The organism is Streptomyces sp. NPDC006463, assembly GCF_042870715.1.
Classification (GTDB): domain Bacteria; phylum Actinomycetota; class Actinomycetes; order Streptomycetales; family Streptomycetaceae; genus Streptomyces.
In genome coordinates, this window is sequence record NZ_JBIAHP010000018.1 from 137077 (window position 1) to 163714 (window position 26638).

A 26638-nucleotide genomic window follows, 5' to 3' on the forward strand; every position below is an offset into this window, starting at 1 on the left:
CGATGGGTTATCCGGACCGGACACGGGTACCGGATCCTCCCCCAGACGCCGTCCGGGGGGACCCCCAGGGAGCGCTCTTGCCAGACGAGGTCCAGCCACTCTCCGCCGCGCAGCCCGACCCGCGGGCCGAGCAGGCCGCGGCGCCCGCCGCCACGCCCCCGCCGGCCCCGCCGGTCAAGCCCGCGCCGGCGAAGTCGGCCGGGTCCTCCAACCGGGTGCGCGCCCGGCTGGCCCGCCTCGGCGTCCAGCGTTCCACCGCGTACAACCCGGTCCTGGAGCCCCTGCTCCGCATAGTCCGCAGCAACGATCCGAAGATCGAGACGGCGACGCTGCGCCAGCTGGAGCAGGCCTACCAGGTCGCCGAACGCTGGCACCGCGGCCAGAAGCGCAAGAGCGGCGACCCGTACATCACCCACCCGCTCGCGGTGACCACGATCCTCGCCGAGCTCGGCATGGACCCGGCCACCTTGATGGCCGGCCTGCTCCACGACACCGTCGAGGACACCGAGTACGGCCTCGAAGACCTGCGCCGCGACTTCGGCGACGCCGTGGCCCTCCTCGTCGACGGTGTCACCAAGCTCGACCGGGTCAAGTTCGGCGAGGCCGCGCAGGCCGAGACCGTCCGCAAGATGGTCGTCGCCATGGCCAAGGACCCGCGCGTCCTGGTCATCAAGCTCGCCGACCGGCTGCACAACATGCGCACCATGCGCTACCTCAAGCGGGAGAAGCAGGAGAAGAAGGCCCGCGAGACCCTTGAGATCTACGCCCCGCTGGCGCACCGGCTGGGCATGAACACCATCAAGTGGGAGCTCGAAGACCTCTCCTTCGCGATCCTCTACCCGAAGATGTACGACGAGATCGTCCGTCTGGTCGCCGAGCGGGCGCCCAAGCGCGACGAGTACCTCGCCGTCGTCACGGACGAGGTGATGGTCGACCTGAGAGCCGCCCGGATCAAGGCCACCGTGACGGGCCGCCCGAAGCACTACTACAGCGTCTACCAGAAGATGATCGTCCGCGGCCGTGACTTCGCGGAGATCTACGATCTGGTCGGCATCCGGGTGCTGGTGGACACCGTACGGGACTGCTACGCCGCCCTCGGCACCGTGCACGCGCGCTGGAACCCGGTCCCCGGCCGGTTCAAGGACTACATCGCGATGCCCAAGTTCAACATGTACCAGTCGCTCCACACGACGGTCATCGGGCCCAGCGGCAAGCCGGTCGAACTCCAGATCCGCACCTTCGACATGCACCGCCGCGCCGAGTACGGCATCGCCGCGCACTGGAAGTACAAGCAGCAGACCGTCGCCGGCACCTCCAAGGTCCGTACCGACGTCCCGCAGGCCGCCAAGGGAAGCGCCGGCCAGGACACGGTCAACGACATGGCCTGGCTGCGCCAGCTGCTGGACTGGCAGAAGGAGACCGAGGACCCGGGCGAGTTCCTGGACTCGCTGCGCTTCGACCTCTCCCGCAACGAGGTCTTCGTCTTCACGCCCAAGGGCGACGTCATAGCGCTGCCCGCCGGCGCCACCCCCGTGGACTTCGCGTACGCCGTCCACACCGAGGTCGGCCACCGGACCATAGGGGCACGCGTCAACGGACGCCTCGTCCCGCTGGAGTCCACGCTCGACAACGGCGACCTGGTCGAGGTCTTCACCTCCAAGGCCGAGGGCGCCGGCCCGTCCCGTGACTGGCTGGGCTTCGTCAAGTCCCCGCGGGCCCGCAACAAGATCCGCGCCTGGTTCTCCAAGGAGCGCCGCGACGAGGCCATCGAGCACGGCAAGGACGCCATCGCGCGGGCCATGCGCAAGCAGAACCTGCCGATCCAGCGCATCCTGACCGGCGACTCGCTCGTCACCCTCGCGCACGAGATGCGCTACCCCGACATCTCCTCCCTCTACGCGGCGATCGGCGAGGGCCACGTGGCCGCGCAGGGCGTCGTACAGAAGCTGGTGGCGGCCCTCGGCGGCGAGGATGCGGCCAGCGAGGACATCGAGGAGAGCATCCCGCCGGCCCGCGCCCGCAAGCGGCGCGGCAGTGCCGACCCGGGCGTCGTCGTCAAGGGCGTCGACGACGTGTGGGTCAAGCTGGCCCGCTGCTGCACCCCGGTGCCGGGCGACCCGATCATCGGGTTCGTCACGCGTGGCAGTGGCGTATCGGTTCACCGCGCGGACTGCGTCAACGTCGACTCGCTCTCCCAGCAGCCCGAGCGGATGCTGGAGGTCGAGTGGGCGCCCACCCAGTCCTCGGTCTTCCTGGTCGCCATCCAGGTCGAGGCGCTGGACCGGTCCCGGCTCCTGTCCGACGTCACCCGGGTCCTGTCGGACCAGCACGTGAACATCCTCTCGGCCGCCGTGCAGACCTCCCGCGACCGGGTGGCCACCTCGCGGTTCACCTTCGAGATGGGCGACCCCAAGCACCTGGGGCACGTCCTGAAGGCCGTTCGGGGTGTCGAGGGCGTGTACGACGTCTACCGTGTGACTTCGGCGAGGAGGCCGTGACCATCACCTGATGCCGTACCGGGGGCGCGCGTGGCGCGTACGACATGTTCCCGTGCGGCCTCAGCCGGCGCTACGAGCCCGTACGGGTCATTGGCCGGGGCGGCATGGGCGTGGTCTTCGAGGCGGAGGCCTCCGCCTCGATCGGCGGGTGGCCATCAAGTGCCTCACGGACGGCATCAGTGCCGCTCGACGGTGAGGACCTGTCCGAGCTGGTCGCCGGGCGCGGGCAGCCGCTGCCCGTGGAGCGGGCCTGCCGGGTCGCCGTGGACATGCTCGCCGGGCTGGGCGCGGCACACGCCAGCGGGGTGCTGCACCGGGACTACGTGAAACCGTCGCCCGGAACCGGGCCCGGGCGCCGCGCGGAGTTCCGGCCGGGCCGGTGCTCCGGGGAGATCTCCGGTCGGCCATGGTCGGGACCGGCCTCGCCCGGGTCCGGACCCAGCGCTCCGCGGGGCGGACCCGGGACGCACTCCCGGTGCTGCGGCTCGCCCTGCGCGAGCGGTCGGGCGCGGGAGAGGGCGATCTGCTGGCCGTCCAGCGCGAACTGGCCGGCATGCTGGCCGAGACCGGGCAGCTCGGCGAGGCGATCGCCGTACTCGAAGAGGCGTTCGTGCGCGTGCACCGCTTCCGCCGGCCGGACGCGGTCCTGGTGTGCCGGCGGCTGGCCGGGCTGTTGCAGGAGTCCGGGAACCACATCCACTCCTGCGAGGTGCCGGAGCACGGGCTCGACCTGATCCAGGACGAGAAGCGGGTCCGGCCCTGAGACGCACGAGGGCCCCGGTACGGATCTTCCGTACCGGGGCCTGTTGCGTACCGGGGAGCGGGGCCGTCAGCCGCCGAACTCCTCCAGGCCCTTCAGCGCCTGGTCCAGCAGGGCCTGGCGGCCCTCCAGCTCCCGGGACAGCTTGTCGGCCTTCGCGTTGTTGCCCGCCGCGCGCGCCGCGTCGATCTGCTCACGCAGCTTGTCGACCGCCGCCTGGAGCTGGCCCGTCAGACCGGCCGCACGCGCCCGCGCCTCCGGGTTCGTACGACGCCACTCGCCCTCCTCGGCCTCCTGGATGGCCCGCTCCACCGCGTGCATCCGGCCCTCGACCTTCGGCCGGGCGTCCCGCGGCACGTGGCCGATGGCCTCCCAGCGCTCGTTGAGGGAGCGGAACGCGGCACGGGCCGCCTTCAGGTCGGTGATCGGGACGAGCTTCTCGGCCTCGGCGGCCAGCTCCTCCTTCAGCTTCAGGTTCTCCACCTGCTCGGCGTCGCGCTCCGCGAACACCTCGCTGCGCGCCGCGAAGAAGACGTCCTGGGCCCCGCGGAAACGGTTCCACAGATCGTCCTCGGCCTCGCGCTGCGCCCGGCCCGCCGCCTTCCAGTCCGCCATCAGCTCGCGGTAGCGGGCGGCCGTCGGACCCCAGTCGGTCGACTTCGACAGCGACTCGGCCTCCGCGACCAGCTTCTCCTTGACCTTGCGGGCATCCTCGCGCTGCGCGTCCAGCGAGGCGAAGTGCGCCTTGCGGCGCTTGGAGAAGGCGGAGCGGGCGTGCGAGAAGCGGTGCCACAGCTCGTCGTCCGACTTGCGGTCCAGCCGCGGCAGACCCTTCCAGATGTCCACCAGGGCGCGCAGCCGCTCGCCCGCGCTGCGCCACTGGTCGCTCTGCGCCAGTTCCTCGGCCTCGACGACCAGGGCGTCCTTGGCCGCGCGGGCCTCGTCCGTCTGCTTGGCCTTCTGCGCCTTGCGCTCCTCGCGCCGCGACTCCACCGTCGCGACCAGCTTGTCCAGCCGAACGCGAAGAGCGTCCAGGTCGCCCACGGCATGGTGCTCGTCGACCTGCGTGCGCAGGTGGTCGATCGCCGTCTGCGCGTCCTTGGCGGACAGATCGGTGGTCCGCACCCGCTTTTCGAGGAGGCCGATCTCGACCACCAGGCCCTCGTACTTGCGCTCGAAATAGGCCAGGGCCTCCTCAGGGGTGCCCGCCTGCCATGAGCCGACGACCTTCTCGCCATCGGCAGTACGCACGTACACGGTGCCCGTCTCGTCGACTCGGCCCCACGGGTCGCTGCTCACAGCGCCTCCTCCACCTGATGCCTTTCGAGGGGTTCACCCCCTGGGCATCGTCCACAGTTTCCTGGGGCGGGCAGCGCCCGCCCTGCACAACGCCAACATAGGCGACCGCCGGGCCGCCTGTCCGCATCCCGCACGACGGAATATCGGCGTACGCGCGGGACGCGGGGGCCCGGACCCGGGGCCGGCCGGCTTCCGGTCAGTTCTGGGTGACGGTGCCCTTCTCGATCTTGACTTCCTTCTTCGGGGCCCCGTCCTGGCCGCCGTCGGCCGTACCGGCCTTGGCGATCTCCTCCAGGACCTTCAGCCCGGCGGCGTCGATCTTGCCGAACGGGGTGTACGACGGCGCCAGCGGGCTGTCCTTGTAGACCAGGAAGAACTGGCTGCCGCCCGAGCCGGGCTGGCCGGTGTTGGCCATCGCGACCGTGCCGGCCGGGTAGATCACCTGGCCCTGGTCGTTCGCCTTGCCGAGGGAGTCCAGGTTCTCGTCCGGGATCGTGTAGCCGGGGCCGCCCATGCCGGTGCCCTCGGGGTCGCCGCACTGGAGCACGAAGATCCCGCCGCTCGTCAGCCGGTGGCACTTCGTGTTGTCGAAGTAGCCCTTGTCGGCGAGCGACTTGAACGAGTTCACGGTCTGCGGGGTCTTCGCCGCGTCCATCGCGAAGCTGATGTCGCCCGCGCTGGTCTTGAGGGCGAAGGTGTACTTCGCCTTCTGGTCGATGGCCATCTCGGGCGAGGGGGACTGCTTGGGCTTCGGCGCGGCCGAGGGGCTCGCGGCCGGGTTCGCCGCCTGGTCCTTCTTGTCCTTGTCGAAGACGCCGCCCACGATCAGGCCGACCAGCGTCGCGACGACCACGGCCACCGCCGCGCCGATGATCGCCGTGCGCTGGCGCGCCTTGCGCCGGGCCTCGGCCCGGCGCTTCTGCTGGCGCTCGTACTTCTCCCTGGCGAGCTGTCGCCGCCGCTGATCGCTCGTGACCACCGGGTCGTCTCCTTGTACGTGTCTGGTACTGCTGTCCGGGCTGGGTTAGGCCGTACCGTATATGGGTTCGCTGTGTAATGAGGGGCGCCGGTAGGCTCTGAGCAGCAACATTCCGAACTGCAGCTCCCGCCGGACGACGATTGAGGACGAACGTGCTGATTGCCGGGTTCCCCGCCGGGGCCTGGGGGACCAACTGTTACGTGGTCGCCCCCGCCGCCGGTGAGGAGTGCGTCATCATCGACCCGGGCCACCAAGCCGCCCAGGGTGTCGAGGAGACGCTGAAGAAGCATCGGCTCAAGCCCGTCGCGGTCGTGCTGACCCATGGCCACATCGATCATGTGGCCTCGGTGGTCCCGGTGTGCGGAGCACACGACGTACCGGCCTGGATCCACCCCGAGGACCGCTACATGATGAGCGACCCGGAGAAGGCCCTCGGCCGCTCCATCGGGATGCCGCTCATGGGCGAACTGACCGTGGGCGAGCCGGACGACGTCCGTGAGCTGACCGACGGCGCCGGCCTGAAACTGGCCGGAATGGACTTCTCCGTGGCGCACGCGCCGGGGCATACCAAGGGGTCGGTGACCTTCCGGATGCCCGAGCTGGCCGACATCCCGCCGGTCTTCTTCTCGGGTGACCTGCTCTTCGCCGGCTCCATCGGACGCACCGACCTGCCCGGCGGCTCCCACGCCGAGATCCTCGAGTCGCTGGGCCGCGTGTGCCTGCCGCTCGACGACTCGACCGTGGTGCTGTCCGGCCACGGTCCCCAGACCACCATCGGCCGTGAGCGCGCGACCAACCCGTACCTGCGGGAGGTCGCCGCCGGCCTGGCAGCGGACCCGACGGCCGCTCCACGACGAGGAATGTGACGAGAGTTTCGTGGCTACTTTTCAGGCCCCCAAGGGCACGTACGACCTGATCCCGCCGGTTTCCGTGAAGTACCTGGCGGTACGCGAGGCCATCTCCGCCCCGCTGAGGAACTCCGGCTACGGCTACATCGAGACGCCCGGCTTCGAGGACGTGGGCCTCTTCGCCCGCGGTGTGGGCGAGTCCACCGACATCGTCTCCAAGGAGATGTACGCCTTCGAGACCAAGGGCGGCGACCAGCTGGCCCTGCGTCCCGAGGGCACGGCCTCGGTGCTGCGCGCGGCGCTGGAGGCGAGCCTGCACAAGAAGGGCAACCTGCCGGTCAAGCTCTGGTACTCGGGCTCGTACTACCGCTACGAGAAGCCGCAGAAGGGCCGCTACCGCCACTTCTCGCAGGTCGGTGCCGAGGCCATCGGCGCCGAGGACCCGGCGCTGGACGCCGAGCTGATCATCCTGGCCGACCAGGCGTACCGCTCGCTGGGCCTGCGCAACTTCCGCATCCTGCTGAACTCGCTGGGCGACAAGGAGTGCCGCCCGGTCTACCGGGAAGCGCTGCAGTCCTTCCTGCGCGGGCTGGACCTCGACGAGGAGACCGTCCGCCGGGCCGAGATCAACCCGCTGCGCGTCCTCGACGACAAGCGCACGGACGTACAGAAGCAGCTGGTCGGCGCGCCGATGCTGCGGGACTACCTGTGCGACGCGTGCAAGGCGTACCACGAGGAGGTGCGGTCGCTGATCACGGCGGCCGGGGTCGCCTTCGAGGACGACGAGAAGCTGGTGCGCGGGCTCGACTACTACACCCGCACCACCTTCGAGTTCGTCCACGACGGTCTGGGCTCGCAGTCCGCGGTGGGCGGCGGCGGCCGCTACGACGGTCTGTCCGAGATGATCGGCGGACCGGCGCTGCCGTCCGTGGGCTGGGCGCTGGGTGTGGACCGTACGGTGCTCGCGCTCGAGGCCGAGGGCGTGGAGCTGGACATCCCCGCGTCGACCTCGGTGTTCGCGGTCGCGCTCGGCGACGAGGCCCGGCGGGTGCTGTTCGGGAAGATCACCGAACTCCGCAAGGCCGGGATCGCGGCCGACTTCTCCTACGGCGGCAAGGGCCTCAAGGGTGCGATGAAGGACGCGAACCGGTCGGGCGCACGGTTCGCCGTCGTCGCCGGTGAGCGTGATCTGGCCGAGGGGCTGGTCCAGCTGAAGGACATGGAGTCCGGCGAGCAGGCCCCGGTGGCCGTGGCCGATCTGGTCGCCACCGTCCAGGCCCGCCTGGCCTGATACGCGTACGCGGACGGCCGCGGACCGGGGAACTCCCCCGGTCCGCGGCCGTCCGCGTCACAGCAGGCCGTGCCGCATGGCCGTCGTCACCGCCGCCGTGCGGTCCGTGACCTCCAGCTTCGCGAAGACCCGCAGCAGGTGGGTCTTGACCGTGGACTCCGCCACGAACAGGCGGCGGCCGATCTCCGCGTTCGTCGCGCCCTCCGCGACCAGGCGCAGGACCGATACCTCGCGCTCCGACAGGTGCGGACGCTCCGGCCGGGCGCGCAGGTGGTCGACCAGACGGCCCGCCACCGACGGGGCCAGGACGGTCTCGCCGCGGACGGCCGCGCGGACCGCCTCCGCCAGTTCCGCACGGGCCATGTCCTTCAGCAGGTAGCCCGCCGCGCCCGCCTCCACCGCCCGCAGGATGTCGCGGTCGTCCTCGTACGTGGTCAGCACCACCACCCGGACCGGCAGCCCGGCCGCGGTGATGCGGGCGGTGGACTCCACCCCGTCGCCGCCGGGCATCCGCAGGTCCATCAGGATCAGGTCCAGGTCGGGCACCAGCCGCGCGGCCAGCGCTTCCGCCTGCGGACCGTTGGCGGCCTCCGCGACGACCTCCAGATCCGGCTCGGCGCTGAGCATGCCGCGCAGGCCCTCCCGTACCACCGGGTGGTCGTCGGCCAGCAGGATGCGGATCATGTCGTACGGCTCCTCAGCGGATCGGCAGGGTGACGGTGACGGTGGTGCCCCCGGGCACCGCGCTGTCGACCGACGCGGTGCCGCCGGCCTCCGCCGCACGGGCGCGCAGCCCCCGCAGGCCGTAGCCGGGGGAGGGGGCCGCCGGATCGAAGCCCCGGCCGGAGTCCCGGACCGAGACCGTCAACTCCGCCTCACCGTAGGCGAGGGACAGCGCGGCGACGGCCCGGGGGCCCGCGTGCTTGGCCGCGTTCGCCAGGGACTCCTGGCACGTGCGCAGTGCCACCACCTCCAGCGCCGGCGGCAGCGGCCGGACCTCCCCGGTCACCGTGACGGCCGCGGGCGGGTCGTGCCGCGCCGCGAGGCGGCGTACCGCGTCCGGCAGCGAACCCCCGTCCAGGTCGGCGGGCGCCCCGCCGGACACCAGGGCCCGGGCCTCGGCCAGGTTCTGCCGGGCGGTCACCGCCATCAGCTCCAGGTGGCGGTGGGCCTCGGCCGGATCCGTGTCCAGCTCGGACTGCACCGCCTGCACCAGCATCAGCAAGCTGGTGAAGCCCTGGGCGAGGGTGTCGTGGATCTCGCGGGACATGCGATCCCGTTCGGCGAGGGCGCCGCGTTCGGCGGAGAGCCGGGCCACCTCCTCCCGGCTGGCGTCGAGTTCGGCGATCAGCCCGGCCCGGCCCGCGCTCTGCTCGATGATCCGGGTGATCCACGAGCCCATGAAGGCCGAGAAGGCGAACGTGGTCACACCGAGCACGGAGTTGAGGAATACCACGTGCCCTTCGGGCCGCCACAGCAGCGCCCACCCGGCCACCGGCACCAGGCACACCACCGCCATGTAGGCGACCGCCCGGCGCAAGGTCACCAACATGAAGAAGTGCGGGGCGAGCGCGGAGGTGATCAGCCGTGTCTCGCCGACCAGTACGGCGGCCGGCAGGAACAGGGCGAGTGTCACGCCCAGGTAGAGGGCGGAGCGGCGCGGCTCGTAGTTCGGCAGCAGGAGGAGCGGCCGTCCGGCCCACAGGTACCAGGGGACCAGCGCGGCGAGCAGCCCGAGGGCAGCGATCCGGTGGGGCAGCGAGGGCATGGCGGCGCCGAGGACGAAGGCCACCGTCGCCAGCCACACGAGCCCGAAGTACAGGTCCCACGGCAGGAACGCACGGTCCCACACATGGGACTCGCGCGCTCCGGCCGATTTCACGAAGCCGCTCAACCGTCGCGCCGGCTCTTCCATTTGAAGGTCAGCAGACACAGCACCAATCCTCCGGCAACCCAGGCCCCCAGCACGAGCGCCGTCTTCCCGTACTCCCAGCCGCCGGCCTGTTCGAGGACCGCGGCGGACTCGGGCAGGAACACCCCGCGCAGACCCTGGCACATCCACTTGAGCGGGAACAGCGCCCCGATGTTCAGCAGCCAGTCGGGGATCTGGTGGACCGGGATGTACACGCCGGAGATGAACTGGAGGATCAGGAAAGGCAGGACGACCACGGAACTGGCGCTCTTGCCGGACTTGGGGAGGCTGCTGATGGCGATGCCGAGCAGGGCGCAGCCCGTCAGGCCGAGGGCGAAGATCCACGCGAAGGTGAGCCACTTGGAGGCCGAGGACGGCACGTCCAGGTCGAAGAGGGTGGAGCCGACGAGGAGCAGGACCGCGGTCTCGGCGAGTCCGGTGACGAGCACCATCCAGACCTTGCCGAGGAAGTAGGCGGCCGGGGGCATCGGGGTGCCGCGCAGCCGGCGCAGCACCTTCTCGTCCCGTTCGACGGCGATGGAGATGCCGAGCGACTGGAAGCTGGTGGACATGATGCCCGCCGCGACCATGCCCGCCGCGTAGAGCTGGGAGGCGGTGATCCCGGTGCCCTCGACGGCGTCCCCGAAGATCGAGGCGAAGAGGGCGAGGAAGACGACGGGGAAGGCGAAGGTGAAGATCACCGCATCGCGCTGGCGGAAGAACTGCCTGATCTCCAGCACGCCGCGGCTCAGTCCCAGGGCCCAGGCTCCGGGCAGGGCCTTCGCCGCCCGCGTGACGGTGGTCTCGGTGGTGTTGGTGGTCATCGTGCTTCCTCCGGCTGCGGCTCGGGCTGGGTGAGCTGGCCCGTGAGGCGCAGGTACACGTCCTCCAGGGTGGGGCGGGTGATCTTCAGGCCCGGGATCTCGCCGTCGAAGCGGGCCATCAGCTCCCGGGCGCTGCGGGTGGGGGTCTCGGTCCGGATCTCGCGCGGGGTGCCGTCGGGGTCGGTCCACTCGACGGTGGCGCCGGTGCCGAACCGGGCGCGCAGAGCGGCCGGTTCGCCCTCGGCGACGACGCGGCCGCGTGCCACGATCGCGAGGCGGTCGGCGAGGGCCTCGGCCTCCTCCAGGTAGTGCGTGGTGAGCACGATGGTCGTGCCCCCGTCGGCCAGCAGCCGGATCAGGTCCCAGAACTGGCGGCGGGCAGCCGGGTCGAAGCCGGTGGTCGGCTCGTCGAGCAGGAGCAGTTCCGGACCGCCGATGACGCCGAGCGCCACGTCGAGGCGGCGCCGCTGGCCGCCGGAGAGGCCCTTCACCCGCTGGTCGCGCTTGTGTTCCAGGCCGACCAGTGCGATGACCTCCGCCGGGTCGCGCGGGGCCGGGTAGTAACGGGCGAAGTGCTCGACCGTCTCCCGTACCGTCAGTTCGGCGGGCGCCGACTCGTCCTGCCAGACGATCCCGACGCGCGAACGCCAGGCCCGTCCGGCCGTCGCCGGGTCCGCGCCCAGGACGCGGACCTCACCGCCGTCCCGCTCCCGGTGGCCCTGGAGTATCTCCACCGTGGTGCTCTTGCCGGCTCCGTTGGGCCCGAGGAGGCCGAAGACCTCGCCCGGGCGAATCGTCAGGTCAAGCCCGTCGACCGCGGTGACCTCGCCGTACTGCTTGCGAAGCCCCCGTACTTCCACCGCGTTCTGTGTCATGCCTCGAATGCTCCGCCGGAATCCGCGCCGCCGGTCCCCCCGGGCGTACGTCCTTATGTCCGTCGAACGGTGGACACACAGTCACGTGCGGCACAATGGCCGGTGCTTGTTGACCTTGCAGATGTGGAGTGGGCGGTATGACGACACGACCTACGGACGCGGACACCGCCCCGAGGACCACCTTCGGGGGGAGCCGGGCGCTGGCCTGGCTGCTGGTGATCACGGGGGCCGCGGGCCTGCTCGCCGCCTGGGTGATCACGATCGACAAGTTCAAGCTGCTGGAGGACCCGAACTTCACGCCGGGCTGCAGCCTGAACCCGATCGTCTCCTGCGGCAACATCATGAAGAGCGACCAGGCGGCCGTCTTCGGCTTCCCGAACCCGATGCTCGGTCTGGTCGCCTACGGCATCGTGATCTGCGTCGGCATGAGCATGCTGGCCGGGGCCCGGTTCAGCCGCTGGTACTGGCTGACCTTCAACGCGGGCACCCTCTTCGGCGTCGTCTTCTGCGCCTGGCTGATGTACCAGTCGCTGTACAACATCAACTCGCTCTGCCTGTGGTGCTGCCTGGCCTGGGTCGCCACGATCGTGATGTTCTGGTACGTCACCTCGCACAACGTCCGCCAGGGGCTGCTGCCCACGCCGGGCTGGCTGAAGAGCTTCTTCGACGAGTTCACCTGGGTGCTCCCGGTGCTGCACATCGGGATCATCGGAATGCTGATCCTGACGCGCTGGTGGGACTTCTGGACCTCGTAAGGACTGTCGGTGGGCTCGCATAGGCTTTCGGTGTGGAACCAGACCTTTTCACCGCCGCCGCCGAAGACCGCCAGGAGAAGGATCCCGCGAGCTCTCCGCTCGCCGTCCGGATGCGCCCGCGCACCCTGGACGAGGTCGTCGGCCAGCAGCACCTGCTGAAGCCCGGATCACCGCTGCGGCGGCTGGTCGGGGAGGGCGCGGGCGGTCCGGCCGGAGCCTCCTCGGTGATCCTCTGGGGCCCGCCGGGCATCGGGAAGACCACGCTGGCGTACGTGGTGAGCCAGGCCACCCGGAAGCGGTTCGTGGAGCTGTCCGCGATCACGGCGGGAGTCAAAGAGGTACGGGCGGTCATCGAGGGCGCGAAGCGCGCCGCCGGGGGCTACGGCAAGGACACCGTCCTCTTCCTCGACGAGATCCACCGCTTCAGCAAGGCGCAGCAGGACTCACTGCTCCCGGCCGTCGAGAACCGCTGGGTGACGCTGATCGCCGCGACCACGGAGAACCCGTACTTCTCGATCATCTCCCCGCTGCTCTCGCGCTCGCTGCTGCTGACGCTGGAGCCGCTGACGGACGGCGACCTGAGCGCGCTGATGCGCAGGGCGCTGGAGGAGGAGCGGGGGCTCGGCGGGGCGGTGACCCTGCCGGCGGACGCCGAGGCGCACCTGCTGCGGATCGCCGGGGGCGACGCCCGGCGGGCGCTGACGGCGCTGGAGGCGGGGGCCGGGTCGGCCATCGCCAAGGGCGAGGACGAGATCACCCTCCAGACGGTGGAGGAGGCGGTCGACCGGGCCGCCGTCCGCTACGACCGGGACGGCGACCAGCACTACGACGTGGCGAGCGCGCTGATCAAGTCGATCCGCGGCTCGGACGTGGACGCGGCGCTGCACTATCTGGCCCGGATGATCGACGCGGGGGAGGACCCCCGGTTCATCGCGCGGCGCCTGATGATCTCGGCGAGCGAGGACATCGGCCTGGCGGACCCGACGGCCCTGCCGCTCGCGGTGGCCGCGGCCCAGGCGGTGGCGATGATCGGCTTCCCGGAGGCCGCGCTGACCCTCTCGCACGCCACGATCGCGCTGGCGCTGGCCCCGAAGTCGAACACCGCCACGACCGCGATCGGCGCGGCGCTGGCCGACGTCCGGGCCGGGCTGGCGGGCTCGGTCCCGCCGCACCTGCGGGACGGGCACTACAAGGGCGCGGCGAAGCTGGGGCACGCGCAGGGGTATGTGTACCCGCACGACGTGCCGGGGGCCATCGCCGCCCAGCAGTACGCGCCCGACGAGATCCACGGGAAGCGGTACTACGAGCCGACGCGGTACGGAGCGGAGGCGCGCTACGCGGACGTCGTGGAGAAGGTCCGGGAGCGGCTCCGCGGCACGTGAGCGTGCCGGCGGGGTCGCGACGGTTCAGGGGGTGTCTGGCGGATCAGGGCCGGATTGCCCGGGTGGGCTGGTGCCGTGGATTGCAAGGCGGAGGAGGGAGTCGACGCGGTGGGGGCACCTCCCAGCGGTAGCTGGGGGACGTCGGCGACCGGCGACAGCGCGGCAAGCCGCGGTGCCGGGCGAGCCGGGCCCGGCCCTGATCCGTCAGACACCCCCTAACTAATGGCCCACCGCCGTGAGCAGGGTGTGCATCGCACGGCGCAGGCCGCAGATGTCCGCGACGGGCTCGGGGAAGTCGAAGCGGGCGTCGAAGCAGCCGGCCGCGCCGCCGGTGAAGCGGACGCGGAGGCCCAGGCGGTCCAGGGCGAGCGGGACGGCCGTCATGTCCCCGGCCCCCCGCGGACCCAGCAGCCCGCACAGTTCGCCGATCCGGTCGCCGTGGGCGGAGTGCAGGTGCTGGAGGAGTTCCGCCTCGTGGGCGACCATCGGGTCCGGCTCCGCCGCGGCCAGGTCCTCCGGGTCCACGTGCTCGGCGCCCCACAGGTCGTCCACCGAGATCTCGCCGACCTCCAGGCGGAGCAGCCTCCAGCGGGCCTCGGCCAGCCCCAGCAGCTCACCCACCGGATGGCGCTCCGCGAGCAGCGCCGCGCAGGCCGCCCGGTCGTCGCCGCGGACCGGGGTCAGCCACCCGGCCAGCCAGGCGCGGCCTCGGATACGATGCTGCACGGACACCGGCGCCACATCCGTGATCTCGATCACGGCGGTGAGGTCGTCGTCCTGGGCGTGAGCGGCTGCCCTGGCAGCCGCGGATTCCCCGGAAACAAGGAGAATCACGTCCCCGTCCGGGGTGACGGTCCGTGCGACCGGCGCCCCTGTCCCGAGCTCGTCCTGGTCATAAGCACCCGGGAGGGTGAGGGATACTGAGGCGTTGGACTCTACGAGGGTTCGTACGCGTTCGGCTCCGGTGAGCTGCCGAACGCCTTCCCTGGGACGCGGCTGACCTTGCTTATCGTCGTCGAAAGCAGATCCTGTTTCGTTTGGATCTGAACTGCGGCGCGCACTGGGCAGGGGGATCCCATGTGGTCGAGACATTACGTCCTCCTCGCTAAGGTAAGCCTCACCTAACTTACATGGAGGTAGGTTCCCCGTGAACCAGAAGCGACCCAAGGTCAAGAAGTCGCGTGCCCTCGGCATTGCGCTGACCCCGAAGGCCGTCAAGTACTTCGAGGCCCGCCCCTACCCGCCGGGCGAGCACGGCCGTGGCCGCAAGCAGAACTCGGACTACAAGGTCCGTCTGCTGGAGAAGCAGCGTCTGCGCGCTCAGTACGACATCTCTGAGCGTCAGATGGCCCGCGCGTACGACCGCGCCAAGAAGGCCGAAGGCAAGACGGGCGAGGCGCTTGTCGTCGAGCTCGAGCGTCGTCTCGACGCCCTGGTTCTGCGTTCGGGCATCGCCCGCACCATCTACCAGGCCCGCCAGATGGTCGTTCACGGCCACATCGAGGTCAACGGCGCCAAGGTCGACAAGCCGTCGTTCCGTGTCCGCCCGGACGACGTCATCACGGTGCGCGAGCGCAGCCGCGAGAAGGTTCCGTTCCAGGTTGCCCGTGAGGGTGGCTACGCAGGCGAGGGCGAGACCCCGCGCTACCTGCAGGTCAACCTGAAGGCCCTGGCCTTCCGCCTGGACCGCGACCCGAACCGCAAGGAAATCCCGGTCATCTGCGACGAGCAGCTCGTCGTCGAGTACTACGCCCGCTGATGCAGGCGTAGGCCTCACAGGCTGGTGGAAGCCCGCCGTCCCCTCCGGGGGGCGGCGGGCTTCCCGCGTTCGCGGCGCCCGCGCCCGCTTCGGCACCCCGCCCGACGAACCCGCCCGGCTCCGAGGGAAGATCGCCGCACGTCGGCTGTCGCAGGGGACACGGAGAGCGCTGGTCCGCGAGCTCTGCGTACAAGCGATCCCGCCCGGACCCGGAATTCCGGTACGGCCGGGGATCTCCGGCGCGATAGGGTCGGAGGCGAACCTTGTCGCAGTTCAAGTGCAGACTTCAAGTACAGACAGAGAGCGGTGTGACGTGTCCGGTGGAGAGGTGGCCGGGATCCTCGTGGCCGTCTTCTGGGCCATCCTGGTCTCCTTCCTCGCCGTGGTGCTGGTGAGGCTGGCGCAGGTGCTCAAGGCGACTACCAAGCTGGTGGCCGACGTGACCGACCAGGCCGTCCCGCTGCTGGCCGACGCCTCCACCACCGTCCGCTCCGCGCGCACCCAGCTCGACCGGGTCGACGCGATCGCGAGCGACGTCCAGGAGGTCACCTCCAACGCCTCCGCGCTGTCCTCCACCGTGGCCTCCACCTTCGGCGGGCCGCTGGTCAAGGTCGCGGCCTTCGGCTACGGCGTCCGCAAGGCGCTCGGCCGGACGGACGAGGCACCGCAGAAGACCACCCGGCGCACCGTGATCGTCGGCCGTACCGTGCCGACGGCCCGGCGCCGGAAGCAGAAGGGCTGAGACCGCCGATGTTCCGCCGAGCCTTCTGGTTCACCGCAGGCGCCGCCACCGGCGTGTGGGCCACCACCAAGGTCAACCGCCAGCTCAAGAAGCTGACGCCGGAGAGCCTTGCCGCCCGGGCCGCCGACAAGGCGCTGGAGGCGGGCCACCGCCTCAAGGACTTCGCCCTCGACGTCAAGGCGGGAATGACGCAGCGCGAGGACGAGCTGAACGATGCACTGGGGCTGACCCAGGACGCCGACCACCCGGCCCTGACCGGCAACGTCACCGCCCTCCCGGGGCAGCGGCGGCTGCGGGCCATCGACAATGACAAGACCAACCACCGACCGGGCCGCTCGACGGCCAGGTACAACCGGAATGAGGACCACTGATGGAGTCGGCTGAAATCCGCCGCCGCTGGCTGAGCTTCTTCGAGGAGCGCGGTCACGCCGTTGTCCCTTCGGCGTCGCTCATCGCGGACGACCCGACTCTGCTGCTGGTCAACGCGGGCATGGTCCCCTTCAAGCCGTACTTCCTCGGCGAGACCAAGCCCCCCGCCCCGCGCGCCACCAGCGTGCAGAAGTGCGTCCGTACGCCGGACATCGAAGAGGTCGGCAAGACCACCCGCCACGGCACGTTCTTCCAGATGTGCGGCAACTTCTCCTTCGGCGACTACTTCAAGGAAGGCGCCATCAAGTACGCCTGGGAGCTGCTCACCAGCTCCGTGGCGGACGGCGGCTACGGCCTTGAGCCGGAGAAGCTCTGGATCACCGTCTACCTCGACGACGACGAGGCCGAGCAGATCTGGCGCGAGAAGATCGGCGTGCCCGCCGAGCGCATCCAGCGCCTGGGCAAGAAGGACAACTTCTGGTCCATGGGCGTCCCGGGCCCCTGCGGCCCGTGCTCCGAGATCAACTACGACCGCGGCCCCGAGTTCGGCGTCGAGGGCGGCCCGGCCGTCAACGACGAGCGCTACGTGGAGATCTGGAACCTGGTCTTCATGCAGTACGAGCGCGGAGCCGGCGACGGGAAGGAAGACTTCCCGATCCTCGGCGACCTGCCGTCGAAGAACATCGACACCGGCCTGGGTCTCGAGCGTCTCGCCATGATCCTGCAGGGCGTGCAGAACATGTACGAGACCGACACCCTGCGCGTGGTCATGGACAAGGCCACCGAGCTGACCGGCGTGCGGTACGGCGCGGCCAAGGACACCGACGTGTCCATGCGCGTGGTCGCCGACCACATCCGCACCTCCGTCATGCTCATCGGCGACGGCGTCACCCCCGGCAACGAGGGCCGCGGCTACGTGCTGCGCCGCATCATGCGGCGCGCCATCCGCAACATGCGCCTCATGGGCGCCACGGGTCCCGTCGTCCAGGACCTCGTCGACGTCGTGATCGACACGATGGGCCAGCAGTACCCGGAGCTCGTCACCGACCGCAAGCGCATCGAGACCGTCGCGCTCGCCGAAGAGGCCGCCTTCCTCAAGGCCGTCAAGGGCGGCACGAACATCCTCGACACCGCCGTGACGGAGACCAAGGCCGCAGGCGGCACGGTCCTCTCCGGCGACAAGGCGTTCCTGCTCCACGACACCTGGGGCTTCCCGATCGACCTGACCCTGGAGATGGCCGCCGAACAGGGCCTCTCCGTGGACGAGCAGGGCTTCCGCCGCCTGATGCAGGAGCAGCGCGACCGGGCCAAGGCCGACGCCAAGGCCAAGAAGACCGGCCACGCCGACGTCTCCTCGTACCGCGAGATCGCCGACCGGGCGGGCGCCACCGAGTTCACCGGCTACGCCACCAACCAGGGCGAGTCCACCATCGTCGGCCTCCTGGTCAACGGCGTCCCCGCGCCCGCCGCCTCCGAGGGCGACGACGTCGAGGTCGTCCTCGACCGCACCCCGTTCTACGCCGAGGGCGGCGGCCAGCTCGCCGACCAGGGCCGTATCAAGCTCGACTCCGGCGCCGTCATCGTCGTCCGCGACGTCCAGCAGCCGGTCCCGGGCGTCTCCGTGCACAAGGGCTCCGTCCAGGTCGGCGAGGTGACGGTGGGCGCCTCCGCGTACGCCGCCATCGACGTCAGCCGCCGCCGGGCCATCGCCCGTGCCCACTCGGCCACGCACCTGACCCACCAGGCGCTGCGCGACGCGCTGGGCCCGACGGCCGCCCAGGCCGGCTCCGAGAACTCGCCGGGCCGCTTCCGCTTCGACTTCGGTTCGCCGAACGCCGTCCCCGGCTCGGTCCTCACCGACGTCGAGCAGAAGATCAACGACGTCCTCTCCCGCGAGCTCGACGTTACCGCCGAGATCATGAGCATCGACGAGGCGAAGAAGCAGGGCGCCATCGCCGAGTTCGGCGAGAAGTACGGCGAGCGCGTCCGCGTCGTCACCATCGGCGACTTCTCCAAGGAGCTGTGCGGCGGCACGCACGTCGGCAACACCGCCCAGCTGGGTCTGGTGAAGCTGCTCGGCGAGTCCTCCATCGGCTCCGGCGTGCGCCGCGTCGAGGCCCTCGTCGGCGCGGACGCGTACAACTTCCTCGCCAAGGAGCACACGGTCGTCGCCCAGCTCCAGGAGCTGGTCAAGGGCCGTCCGGAGGAGCTGCCGGAGAAGATCGCCACCATGCTCGGCAAGCTGAAGGACGCCGAGAAGGAGATCGAGAAGTTCCGCGCGGAGAAGGTCCTCCAGGCCGCCGCCGGGCTCGCCGAGAACGCCCAGGACATCCGCGGCGTCGCCCTCGTCGTGGGCACGGTGCCGGACGGCACCGGCGCCGACGACCTGCGCAAGCTGGTCCTCGACGTCCGCGGCCGCATCCAGGGCGACCGCCCTGCCGTCGTGGCGCTGTTCACCACGGCCGGCGGGCGCCCGCTGACGGTCATCGCCACCAACGAGGCCGCCCGCGAGCGCGGTCTCAAGGCGGGCGACCTCGTCCGTACGGCCGCCAAGACCCTCGGTGGTGGCGGCGGCGGCAAGCCGGACGTCGCCCAGGGCGGCGGCCAGAACCCGGCTGCCGTCCCCGAGGCCATCGCCGCGGTCGAGCGCCTCGTCGTCGAGACGGTCTGACCATGACTCTGCGCCGCGGCCGCCGCCTCGCGATCGACGTCGGGGACGCCCGGATCGGGGTCGCCTCGTGCGACCCCGACGGGGTCCTGGCCACACCGGTCGAAACCGTTCCGGGCCGGGACATCCCCTTCGCCCACCGGCGGCTGCGGCAGCTCGTCGAGGAGTACGAGCCCCTCGAAGTCGTGGTCGGCCTGCCCCGCTCGCTCAGCGGGCGGGAGGGGCCGGCCGCGGCCAAGGTGCGCGCCTTCGCGAACGAACTGGCCAAGGGCATCAAGCCGGTGACGGTCCGTCTGGTGGACGAGCGGATGACGACGGTCACCGCGGCGCAGGGTCTGCGGGCCTCGGGAAGGAACGCGAAGAAGGGCCGTTCGGTCATCGACCAGGCAGCTGCGGTGGTGATTCTCCAGAACGCTCTTGAGACCGAACGGGTATCGGGTAATCCGCCCGGCGAGTGCGTCGAAGTGGTTGTCTGATCGCGATACGGTAACGTTCCGCGCGATGAGACGGCATTCGAACAGCCGTCGCCTTCGTCTCGCGGCACTAGGGGACCGATGACTGAGTATGGCCGGGGCCGTGGCTCCGAACCGTGGCACCCTGAGGATCCCCTGTACGGGGACCAGGGGTGGACCGGGCACCAGACCCAGCAGGGCCAGGCGCCGTATGGCAACGATCCGCAGCAGCAGTACCAGCAGAATCCACAGCAGTACCAGCAGAATCCGCAGTACCAGCAGCAGTACCCCCAGCAGGCCCAGAACCAGCAGCAGTACGTGCAGCAGCCGCAGCCGCAGCAGTATCCGCAGCAGCAGCCACAGCAGTACCAGCAGCCGCAGCCACAGCAGGGGCAGTACCCGCAGTACCAGGGGCAGCAGCAGTCCTACGCTCCCCAGGCTCCCCAGCAGCCGGTGTACGACTCCCAGATCTGGGACACCGGCCAGGGCCAGTACCTGGCCGCCGCGCAGGTCGACGCCTACGCGGGCGTGGACCCGTACGCCCAGCAGCCCGCGGCCGGCTACCCCGACGGGGCCCCTGACCAGTACGCGACGCCGGAGGCCTTCCCTCCGCCGCAGCCCCCGGGCCGGCGTCACCCGGAGCCGGAACCGGCCGAGCAGGAGGAGGAGCCCGAGAGCGCCTTCTTCGCCGGCGGTGGAGGCCAGGACGGCGAGGACGAGGGCGACGACCCGTCGGGCGACGGCCGCCGAGGAGGCCGCCCGAAGGGCGGCAAGCCCAAGAAGCGCAGCGGCATGGCCTGCCTGATCGCCGCCGTCGTCATCATCGGCGTGGTCGGCGGTGGCGGCTACTACGGCTACACCTACCTCAAGGCGAGGTTCGGCGCCGCCGAGGACTTCGCGGGCGAAGGCGTCGACGAGATGGTCGACGTGGAGATCCCCAAGGGGGCGGGCCTGGGACAGATGGGCCGCATCCTCAAGGAAGCCGGCGTGGTCGCCAGCGCCCAGGCCTTCGTCGACGCCGCGAACGCCAATCCCATGGGCAAGTCCATCCAGCCCGGTGTCTACCCGATGAAGAAGAAGATGTCGGGTGCGGCCGCCGTCGCGGTGATGATCGACCCCAAAAAGCTGAACGTCCTCATCGTCTCCGAGGGCATGCGCAACGCCAAGGTGTACGAGGCGATCGACAAGAAGCTGGGCAAGCCGGAAGGCACCACCAAGGACATCGCCCAGCGCGAGGCGAAGAACCTCGGACTGCCGGCCTGGGCGGGCAACAACCCGAAGCTCATCGACCCGCTCGAAGGCTTCCTGTACCCGACGCGCTACGACCTCAGCAAGGACAGCACCCCCGAGTCCCTGCTCAAGCAGATGGTCAAGAACGCGAGCGACAAGTACTCCGAGCTGGGCATCGAGGGCAAGGCCAAGGAACTGGGCCTGGAGAACCCGCTCCAGGTGGTGACGGTCGCCAGTCTCGTCAACGCCGAAGGCAAGAGCCACGACGACTTCCGGAAGATGTCCGAGGTCGTCTACAACCGCCTGAAGAAGACGAACGACGTCACGAACCAGAAGCTCGAGTTCGACTCGACGTACAACTACATCAAGGGCAAGAGCGACATCAACTTCTCCATCAAGGAGGCGAGGGCGCTCGACAACCCGTACAACACGCACTTCGTCAAGGGCCTGCCTCCCGGCCCGATCGGGAACCCGGGCGCGGACGCCCTGAGCGCTACGCTCAACCCCGATCACGGCGGCTGGATGTTCTTCGTGTCGGTGGACGGCGACAAGACGACCTTCACCCAGACCTACGAGGAGCACCTGAAGCTCGTCGACGAGTTCCAGGCGCGGCAGAAGCAGAAGAACGGCGGGTAGCAGGACATGTCACGGATACGGGCCGCGGTGCTGGGTTCGCCCATCGAGCACTCCCTCTCGCCGGTGCTGCACCGTGCCGCCTACGAGGAGCTCGGCCTCGACGACTGGTCGTACGACCGCTTCGAGATCGACGAGGCCGCGCTCCCGGAGTTCGTCACGAGCCTCGGCCCCGAGTGGGCCGGGCTGTCGCTGACCATGCCGCTGAAGCGGGCGATCATCCCGCTGCTCGACGCGATCAGCGACACGGCCGCCTCGGTCGAGACGGTCAACACGGTCGTCTTCACCCCGGACGGCCGACGCCTCGGCGACAACACCGACATCCCCGGCATGGTCGCCGCGCTGCACGAGCGCGGCATCGAGAAGGTACCGTCCGCCGCCGTCCTTGGCGCCGGAGCCACCGCCTCCTCGGCGCTCGCGGCGCTCTCCCGGATCTGCACCGGTGAGGTCACGGCGTACGTCCGCTCGCGCGCCCGCGCCGACGAGATGCGGCAGTGGGGCGAGCGGCTCGGCGTCCCCGTCCGCACCGCCGACTGGTCCGAGGCGGCCGAGGCGCTGGCCGCCCCGCTGGTGATCGCGACCACCCCGGCCGGGGCGACGGACGCCCTGGCCGCGTCCGTACCGGATGCGCCGGGCACACTCTTCGACGTCCTGTACGACCCGTGGCCGACCTCCCTCGCGGCGGCCTGGGACCGCCGTGGCGGCAAGGTCGTCGGCGGGCTGGACCTCCTGGTCCACCAGGCCGTGCTCCAGGTCGAGCGGATGACCGGCCGCACCCCCGGCCCGCTCGCCGCCATGAGGGCCGCCGGAGAGCGGGCGCTCGCCGCCCGTTAGGCTTCCCGCCTGCGTATTCGATCACGGAGGCGGCATGGAACAGGCAGGCGACGGCCAGATACTCGCGTCGAAGTGGGACATTCCCTTCGTCGTCTTCGCCGCGGTCAAGGCGCTCTTCGGTCAGTTCCCGTGGTGGGCGAAGGCCATCGTCCTCGGACTCATCGGTTCCCTCGCGCTGTGGACGGCGATCACCTGGCTCCGCGAGCGCCGCAGCAAGGCCACCTGACGGACAAGGCGTCCGATAGCTGGACCGGGGGCCGGGATCCCGGCCCGGACATGGGAGGATCAGGTACGGCGGGTCCGGGCCGCGCACCCGTTCGCGCCGTCGCTGAACCAGGCGCGAGCATGAGGAGCATCGTTGAGCAGGTTGCGTTGGCTGACCGCCGGGGAGTCGCACGGACCGGCGCTGGTAGCGACGCTGGAGGGGCTTCCCGCCGGCGTTCCGGTCACCACCGAGCTGGTGGCCGACCACCTCGCCCGGCGTCGGCTCGGCTATGGCCGCGGTGCCCGGATGAAGTTCGAGCAGGACGAGATCACCTTCCTGGGCGGCGTCCGGCACGGGCTGTCGCTGGGTTCCCCCGTGGCTGTCATGGTCGGCAACACCGAGTGGCCCAAGTGGGAGACGGTCATGTCGGCCGACCCGGTCGACCCCTCGCTGCTCAAGGAGACCGGCCGTAACGCTCCGCTGACCCGGCCCCGGCCCGGCCACGCCGACCTCGCCGGCATGCAGAAGTACGGCTTCGACGAGGCCCGGCCGATCCTGGAGCGCGCCAGCGCCCGTGAGACCGCCGCCCGTGTCGCCCTCGGAGCCATCGCCCGGTCCTTCATCAAGGAGGCCGCGGGCATCGAGATCGTCTCGCACGTGGTGGAACTGGCTTCGGCCAAGGCCCCGTACGGCGTCTACCCGACCCCCGCCGACGTCGACAAGCTCGACGCCGACCCGGTGCGCTGCCTCGACGCCGACGCGAGCAAGGCGATGGTCGCCGAGATCGACCAGGCCCACAAGGACGGCGACACCCTCGGCGGTGTCGTCGAGGTCCTGGCCTACGGAGTCCCCGTCGGCCTCGGCTCGCACGTCCACTGGGACCGCCGTCTCGACGCCCGCCTCGCCGCGGCCCTGATGGGCATCCAGGCCATCAAGGGCGTCGAGGTCGGCGACGGCTTCGAACTCGCCCGCGTGCCCGGCTCGAAGGCGCACGACGAGATCGTCTCCACCCCCGAGGGCCTGAAGCGCACCTCCGGCCGCTCCGGCGGCACCGAGGGCGGTCTGACCACCGGCGAGCTGCTGCGCGTACGGGCCGCCATGAAGCCCATCGCCACCGTGCCCCGCGCGCTGGCGACCGTGGACGTGGCGACCGGAGAGGCGACGGTGGCCCACCACCAGCGCTCCGACGTCTGCGCCGTCCCGGCCGCGGGCATCGTGGCCGAGGCCATGGTCGCCCTCGTGCTGGCCGACGCCGTGGTCGAGAAGTTCGGCGGCGACTCCGTCCCCGAGACCCGCCGCAACGTCCGCTCGTACCTCGACAACCTGCAGATCCGGTGACCGGCGGACCAATGGTCGTCCTCGTCGGGCCCATGGGGTCCGGCAAGTCCACGGTGGGGGCGCTGCTCGCCGAGCGGCTCGGCGTCCCCTACCGGGACACCGACGCGGACATCGTCGCCGCCCAAGGCCGGGAGATCTCCGACATCTTCGTCGACGAGGGCGAGCCGTACTTCCGCGAGCTGGAGCGCCGCGCGGTCGCGGCCGCGCTCGCCGAGCACGCAGGAGTCCTGGCCCTCGGCGGCGGCGCCGTCCTCGACGAGGGCACCCGCAAGCTGCTGACCGGCCTGCCCGTCGCCTATCTGTCGATGGACGTCGAGGAAGCCGTACGGCGCGTGGGCCTCGGCGCCGCGCGCCCGCTGCTCGCCGTCAACCCGCGCCGTCAGTGGCGCGAGCTGATGGACGCCCGGCGCCCCCTGTACACCGAAGTCGCGCGCGTCGTGGTGGCCACCGACGACCGCACCCCCGAAGAGGTCGCCCAGGCGGTCCTCGACGCACTGGAGTTGAAGGACGTATGACAGACCAGGTGACGCGGATCCACGTCGGCGCGAGCGCCGGACACGACGCGTACGACGTGCTGGTCGGCCGGCAGCTGCTCGGCGAACTCGGCACCCTGATCGGGGCGAAGGCCCAGCGGGTCGCCGTGATCCATCCGGAGGCGCTGGCCTCGACCGGCGAGGCTCTGCGCGACGACCTGGCCGAGCAGGGCTACGAGGCGATCGCCATCCAGGTGCCGAACGCCGAGGAGGCCAAGACCGTCGAGGTGGCGGCGTACTGCTGGAAGGCCCTCGGGCAGTCCGGCTTCACCCGCACCGACGTCATCGTCGGCGTCGGCGGCGGAGCCACCACCGACCTCGCGGGCTTCGTCGCGGCCTCCTGGCTGCGCGGCGTGCGCTGGGTCGCCGTACCGACCACCGTCCTCGCGATGGTCGACGCGGCCGTCGGCGGCAAGACCGGCATCAACACCGCCGAGGGCAAGAACCTCGTCGGCGCCTTCCACCCGCCGGCCGGTGTGCTGTGCGACCTGGCCGCCCTGGACTCGCTGCCCGTCAACGACTACGTCAGCGGTCTCGCCGAGATCATCAAGGCCGGATTCATCTCCGACCCGAAGATCCTCGAACTGATCGAGGCGGACCCGCAGGCGGCCCGTACGCCCGCCGGCCCGCACACGGCCGAGCTGATCGTGCGTTCCATCCAGGTCAAGGCCGACGTGGTCTCCAGCGACCTCAAGGAGTCGGGTCTCCGCGAGATCCTCAACTACGGCCACACCCTCGCGCACGCCATCGAGAAGAACGAGCGCTACAAGTGGCGCCACGGCGCCGCCGTGTCCGTCGGCATGGTCTTCGCCGCCGAGCTCGGCCGGCTCGCGGGCCGCCTCGACGACGCGACGGCCGACCGGCACAAGGCGGTCCTCGCCTCGGTGGGCCTGCCGCTGACCTACCGCGGTGACCAGTGGCCCAAGCTGCTCCAGACCATGCAGGTCGACAAGAAGTCCCGCGGCAACCTGCTGCGCTTCATCGTCCTGGACGGGCTGGGCAAGCCGACGGTCCTGGAGGGCCCCGACCCCGCGCACCTGATCGCCGCCTACGGCGAGGTGTCGGCGTGAGCCGCCGCGTCCTCGTGCTGAACGGCCCGAACCTGGGGCGGCTCGGTTCGCGCGAGCCCGACGTGTACGGGGCCACCTCGTACGCGGGGCTGGTGGAGAGCTGCCGCTCGCTGGGGGAGGAGCTCGGCTTCGACGTCGAGGTCCGCGAGACCAATGACGAGGGGCAGCTGGTGCGCTGGCTGCACGAGGCGGCCGACGGCAAGATCCCCGTGGTCATCAACCCGGGAGCCTTCACGCACTACTCGTACGCCATGCGGGACGCGGCCGCACAGCGCACCGCGCCGCTGATCGAGGTGCACATCTCGAACCCGTACGCACGCGAGGAGTTCCGGCACACCTCGGTCATCGCGTCCGTGGCGACCGGGACGGTGGCGGGCTTCGGCATCGGGTCGTACCGGCTGGCGCTGCGCGCGCTCGCGGACGAGGTCAGCGGCTGAGGCTCCGGCGGCACCGGGCCGGACTGGTGGACGATTCGGGGCCCGGGGTCATATAACGTTCTCGCATCAGTCGCCGGAACGAGACGGAGTGGCACCGGATGCAGCACGGAGTGGGAGGCGGGAACGCGGGCTGGGGACAGCCGGGGCCGCACCCGGCGGCGCCCCCGCAACCGCCGATACCCCCGGCGCAGGGCTGGCCGGGTTCGCCCCCCGCCCACTCCCAGCCCCCGCTCCCGCCGCCACCGGTGGCGCCCGTCCCGGACCCCACCGGGCACATTCCGCTGCCGCCCGCGGTGGCGGGTACGGGCGGGGCCACCCTGGCGGTGCTGCTGATCGGCCCGGCCGGCGCGGGGAAGACCACCGTGGCCCGGCACTGGGCGAGCACCCGGCCCGTGCCGACCGCGCACGTCAGCCTGGACGACGTCCGGGAGTGGGTGTGCTCGGGCTTCGCGGACCCGCAGGCCGGCTGGAACGAGCACTCCGAGGCCCAGTACCGCCTGGCCCGCCGGACGTGCGGGTTCGCCGCCCGCAACTACCTGGCGAACGGGATCTCCTGCATCCTCGATGACGCCGTCTTCCCGGACCGGCCGGTGGTCGGACTGGGCGGCTGGAAGCGCCACGTGGGCCCCGCGCTGCTGCCCGTGGTGCTGCTGCCCGGCCTGGAGATCGTCCTGGAGCGCAACGCGGCCCGCTCCGGCAACCGCCGCCTCTCCGACGAGGAGGTCGCGCGGATCCACGGCCGAATGGCGGGCTGGTACGGCTCCGGCCTGCCGATCATCGACAACTCGCACCTCGACGTCGAGGGGACGGCGCGCGCCCTCGACGAGACGCTGGCACGTGCGCTGACCTAGGGGGTGTCTGACGGATCAGGGCCGGGCCCGGCTCGCCCGGCACCGCGGCTTGCTGCGTTGTCGTCGGTCGCCGACGCTCCGCGTCGACTCCCTC

27 protein-coding genes are annotated in these 26638 nt (G+C 71.0%); 19 read left to right on the forward strand and 8 right to left on the reverse strand.

The genetic code is table 11. The annotated features are described in order from the left end of the window. The first annotated feature begins 77 nt into the window (after positions 1-77). Positions 78-2498 carry a RelA/SpoT family protein gene (locus ACFYOB_RS29025; protein ID WP_388564432.1) on the forward strand — a complete coding sequence of 807 codons (2421 nt, stop codon included), beginning with the start codon at positions 78-80 and terminating at the stop codon, positions 2496-2498. Positions 2499-2674: 176 nt separating this feature from the next. On the opposite strand, the gene ACFYOB_RS29030 is transcribed toward ACFYOB_RS29025, so the two are convergent. Next, positions 2675-2812, reverse strand: a complete 138-nt coding sequence (locus ACFYOB_RS29030; protein WP_388564434.1) for a hypothetical protein — start codon at positions 2810-2812, stop codon at positions 2675-2677. Between the two features lie 92 nt (positions 2813-2904). Here ACFYOB_RS29030 and ACFYOB_RS29035 point away from each other — a divergent pair, with 92 nt between their 5' ends. Next, the gene (locus tag ACFYOB_RS29035; RefSeq protein ID WP_388564437.1) at positions 2905-3261 is read left to right on the forward strand and encodes a hypothetical protein; all 357 of its coding nucleotides are present in this window, start codon (positions 2905-2907) and stop codon (positions 3259-3261) included. Positions 3262-3327: 66 nt separating this feature from the next. On the opposite strand, the gene ACFYOB_RS29040 is transcribed toward ACFYOB_RS29035, so the two are convergent. Next, positions 3328-4557: a DUF349 domain-containing protein gene (locus ACFYOB_RS29040; RefSeq protein WP_388564440.1), complete on the reverse strand. Its 1230-nt coding sequence runs from the start codon at positions 4555-4557 to the stop codon at positions 3328-3330. Between the two features lie 196 nt (positions 4558-4753). Next, entirely contained in the window at positions 4754-5536 is a 783-nt protein-coding gene (locus ACFYOB_RS29045; protein ID WP_388564443.1) for a peptidylprolyl isomerase, read from the reverse strand. A 152-nt stretch (positions 5537-5688) separates the two neighbouring features. Here ACFYOB_RS29045 and ACFYOB_RS29050 point away from each other — a divergent pair, with 152 nt between their 5' ends. Beyond that, the gene (locus ACFYOB_RS29050) at positions 5689-6402 is read left to right on the forward strand and encodes an MBL fold metallo-hydrolase (protein WP_388564446.1); all 714 of its coding nucleotides are present in this window, start codon (positions 5689-5691) and stop codon (positions 6400-6402) included. A gap of 10 nt (positions 6403-6412) precedes the next feature. Further along, positions 6413-7675, forward strand: a complete 1263-nt coding sequence (gene hisS, locus ACFYOB_RS29055) for a histidine--tRNA ligase (RefSeq protein WP_388564449.1) — start codon at positions 6413-6415, stop codon at positions 7673-7675. A gap of 57 nt (positions 7676-7732) precedes the next feature. Here hisS and ACFYOB_RS29060 read toward each other — a convergent pair whose 3' ends face one another. Genes ACFYOB_RS29060 through ACFYOB_RS29075 form a run of 4 tightly spaced genes read right to left on the reverse strand, consistent with a single transcriptional unit; the run spans position 7733 to position 11286 of the window. Continuing rightward, on the reverse strand, positions 7733-8359 hold the full coding sequence (locus ACFYOB_RS29060; protein ID WP_388564452.1) for a response regulator: 627 nt from the start codon (positions 8357-8359) through the stop codon (positions 7733-7735). A 13-nt stretch (positions 8360-8372) separates the two neighbouring features. Beyond that, positions 8373-9590: a sensor histidine kinase gene (locus ACFYOB_RS29065; RefSeq protein WP_388564515.1), complete on the reverse strand. Its 1218-nt coding sequence runs from the start codon at positions 9588-9590 to the stop codon at positions 8373-8375. After that, complete coding sequence (locus tag ACFYOB_RS29070) at positions 9566-10411, reverse strand: ABC transporter permease (RefSeq protein ID WP_388564455.1); 846 nt, start codon at positions 10409-10411, stop codon at positions 9566-9568. The genes ACFYOB_RS29065 and ACFYOB_RS29070 overlap by 25 nt, the downstream gene beginning before the upstream one ends. Then, the gene (locus tag ACFYOB_RS29075) at positions 10408-11286 is read right to left on the reverse strand and encodes an ABC transporter ATP-binding protein (RefSeq protein ID WP_388564457.1); all 879 of its coding nucleotides are present in this window, start codon (positions 11284-11286) and stop codon (positions 10408-10410) included. Before ACFYOB_RS29075 ends, ACFYOB_RS29070 begins: the two co-directional genes overlap by 4 nt. A 137-nt stretch (positions 11287-11423) precedes the next feature. Here ACFYOB_RS29075 and ACFYOB_RS29080 point away from each other — a divergent pair, with 137 nt between their 5' ends. Then, a complete protein-coding gene (locus ACFYOB_RS29080) occupies positions 11424-12041 on the forward strand; it encodes a vitamin K epoxide reductase family protein (RefSeq protein ID WP_388564459.1) in 618 nt (205 codons plus the stop codon). 32 nt (positions 12042-12073) lie between these two features. Further along, on the forward strand, positions 12074-13423 hold the full coding sequence (locus ACFYOB_RS29085) for a replication-associated recombination protein A (protein ID WP_388564462.1): 1350 nt from the start codon (positions 12074-12076) through the stop codon (positions 13421-13423). Between the two features lie 219 nt (positions 13424-13642). On the opposite strand, the gene ACFYOB_RS29090 is transcribed toward ACFYOB_RS29085, so the two are convergent. Continuing rightward, positions 13643-14257 carry a DUF2470 domain-containing protein gene (locus tag ACFYOB_RS29090; protein WP_388564465.1) on the reverse strand — a complete coding sequence of 205 codons (615 nt, stop codon included), beginning with the start codon at positions 14255-14257 and terminating at the stop codon, positions 13643-13645. 313 nt (positions 14258-14570) lie between these two features. Between ACFYOB_RS29090 and rpsD the strand changes: the two genes are divergently transcribed. The 13 genes from rpsD (at position 14571) to ACFYOB_RS29155 (ending at position 26544) form a co-directional block, all read left to right on the forward strand. Then, the gene (gene rpsD / locus ACFYOB_RS29095; RefSeq protein WP_030026606.1) at positions 14571-15182 is read left to right on the forward strand and encodes a 30S ribosomal protein S4; all 612 of its coding nucleotides are present in this window, start codon (positions 14571-14573) and stop codon (positions 15180-15182) included. Between the two features lie 313 nt (positions 15183-15495). Beyond that, positions 15496-15924, forward strand: a complete 429-nt coding sequence (locus ACFYOB_RS29100; protein WP_388564468.1) for a DUF948 domain-containing protein — start codon at positions 15496-15498, stop codon at positions 15922-15924. A gap of 8 nt (positions 15925-15932) precedes the next feature. Further along, on the forward strand, positions 15933-16295 hold the full coding sequence (locus ACFYOB_RS29105; protein WP_388564470.1) for a DUF6167 family protein: 363 nt from the start codon (positions 15933-15935) through the stop codon (positions 16293-16295). After that, positions 16295-18964, forward strand: coding sequence for an alanine--tRNA ligase (gene alaS, locus ACFYOB_RS29110; protein ID WP_388564472.1), 2670 nt, complete (start codon positions 16295-16297; stop codon positions 18962-18964). Before ACFYOB_RS29105 ends, alaS begins: the two co-directional genes overlap by 1 nt. Before the next feature lie 2 nt (positions 18965-18966). Further along, the gene (ruvX, locus tag ACFYOB_RS29115) at positions 18967-19437 is read left to right on the forward strand and encodes a Holliday junction resolvase RuvX (protein WP_030028999.1); all 471 of its coding nucleotides are present in this window, start codon (positions 18967-18969) and stop codon (positions 19435-19437) included. A gap of 78 nt (positions 19438-19515) precedes the next feature. Then, complete coding sequence (gene mltG / locus ACFYOB_RS29120; RefSeq protein WP_388564476.1) at positions 19516-21279, forward strand: endolytic transglycosylase MltG; 1764 nt, start codon at positions 19516-19518, stop codon at positions 21277-21279. A gap of 6 nt (positions 21280-21285) precedes the next feature. Further along, on the forward strand, positions 21286-22110 hold the full coding sequence (locus ACFYOB_RS29125) for a shikimate dehydrogenase (RefSeq protein ID WP_388564479.1): 825 nt from the start codon (positions 21286-21288) through the stop codon (positions 22108-22110). A 34-nt stretch (positions 22111-22144) separates the two neighbouring features. Further along, a complete protein-coding gene (locus ACFYOB_RS29130; RefSeq protein WP_388564482.1) occupies positions 22145-22336 on the forward strand; it encodes a hypothetical protein in 192 nt (63 codons plus the stop codon). A 132-nt stretch (positions 22337-22468) separates the two neighbouring features. Then, positions 22469-23653 carry a chorismate synthase gene (gene aroC / locus ACFYOB_RS29135; protein WP_388564484.1) on the forward strand — a complete coding sequence of 395 codons (1185 nt, stop codon included), beginning with the start codon at positions 22469-22471 and terminating at the stop codon, positions 23651-23653. Beyond that, complete coding sequence (locus ACFYOB_RS29140) at positions 23650-24168, forward strand: shikimate kinase (RefSeq protein WP_388564487.1); 519 nt, start codon at positions 23650-23652, stop codon at positions 24166-24168. Before aroC ends, ACFYOB_RS29140 begins: the two co-directional genes overlap by 4 nt. Continuing rightward, positions 24165-25256, forward strand: coding sequence for a 3-dehydroquinate synthase (gene aroB / locus ACFYOB_RS29145; RefSeq protein WP_388564489.1), 1092 nt, complete (start codon positions 24165-24167; stop codon positions 25254-25256). Before ACFYOB_RS29140 ends, aroB begins: the two co-directional genes overlap by 4 nt. Next, positions 25253-25693, forward strand: coding sequence for a type II 3-dehydroquinate dehydratase (gene aroQ / locus ACFYOB_RS29150; RefSeq protein WP_388564491.1), 441 nt, complete (start codon positions 25253-25255; stop codon positions 25691-25693). Before aroB ends, aroQ begins: the two co-directional genes overlap by 4 nt. Before the next feature lie 98 nt (positions 25694-25791). After that, positions 25792-26544, forward strand: coding sequence for an AAA family ATPase (locus ACFYOB_RS29155; protein ID WP_388564494.1), 753 nt, complete (start codon positions 25792-25794; stop codon positions 26542-26544). Positions 26545-26638: the final 94 nt, after the last annotated feature.

Coding starts and splice junctions, on each gene's coding strand:
- ACFYOB_RS29035 (WP_388564437.1), top strand. CDS start 2,905: ATGGTCGGGACCGGCCTCGCCCGGGTCCGGACCCAGCGCTCCGCGGGG.
- ACFYOB_RS29060 (WP_388564452.1), bottom strand. CDS start 8,359: ATGATCCGCATCCTGCTGGCCGACGACCACCCGGTGGTACGGGAGGGC.
- ACFYOB_RS29065 (WP_388564515.1), bottom strand. CDS start 9,590: ATGGAAGAGCCGGCGCGACGGTTGAGCGGCTTCGTGAAATCGGCCGGA.
- ACFYOB_RS29070 (WP_388564455.1), bottom strand. CDS start 10,411: ATGACCACCAACACCACCGAGACCACCGTCACGCGGGCGGCGAAGGCC.
- ACFYOB_RS29075 (WP_388564457.1), bottom strand. CDS start 11,286: ATGACACAGAACGCGGTGGAAGTACGGGGGCTTCGCAAGCAGTACGGC.
- ACFYOB_RS29080 (WP_388564459.1), top strand. CDS start 11,424: ATGACGACACGACCTACGGACGCGGACACCGCCCCGAGGACCACCTTC.
- ACFYOB_RS29105 (WP_388564470.1), top strand. CDS start 15,933: ATGTTCCGCCGAGCCTTCTGGTTCACCGCAGGCGCCGCCACCGGCGTG.
- alaS (WP_388564472.1), top strand. CDS start 16,295: ATGGAGTCGGCTGAAATCCGCCGCCGCTGGCTGAGCTTCTTCGAGGAG.
- ruvX (WP_030028999.1), top strand. CDS start 18,967: ATGACTCTGCGCCGCGGCCGCCGCCTCGCGATCGACGTCGGGGACGCC.
- mltG (WP_388564476.1), top strand. CDS start 19,516: ATGACTGAGTATGGCCGGGGCCGTGGCTCCGAACCGTGGCACCCTGAG.
- ACFYOB_RS29125 (WP_388564479.1), top strand. CDS start 21,286: ATGTCACGGATACGGGCCGCGGTGCTGGGTTCGCCCATCGAGCACTCC.
- ACFYOB_RS29130 (WP_388564482.1), top strand. CDS start 22,145: ATGGAACAGGCAGGCGACGGCCAGATACTCGCGTCGAAGTGGGACATT.
- aroB (WP_388564489.1), top strand. CDS start 24,165: ATGACAGACCAGGTGACGCGGATCCACGTCGGCGCGAGCGCCGGACAC.
- ACFYOB_RS29155 (WP_388564494.1), top strand. CDS start 25,792: ATGCAGCACGGAGTGGGAGGCGGGAACGCGGGCTGGGGACAGCCGGGG.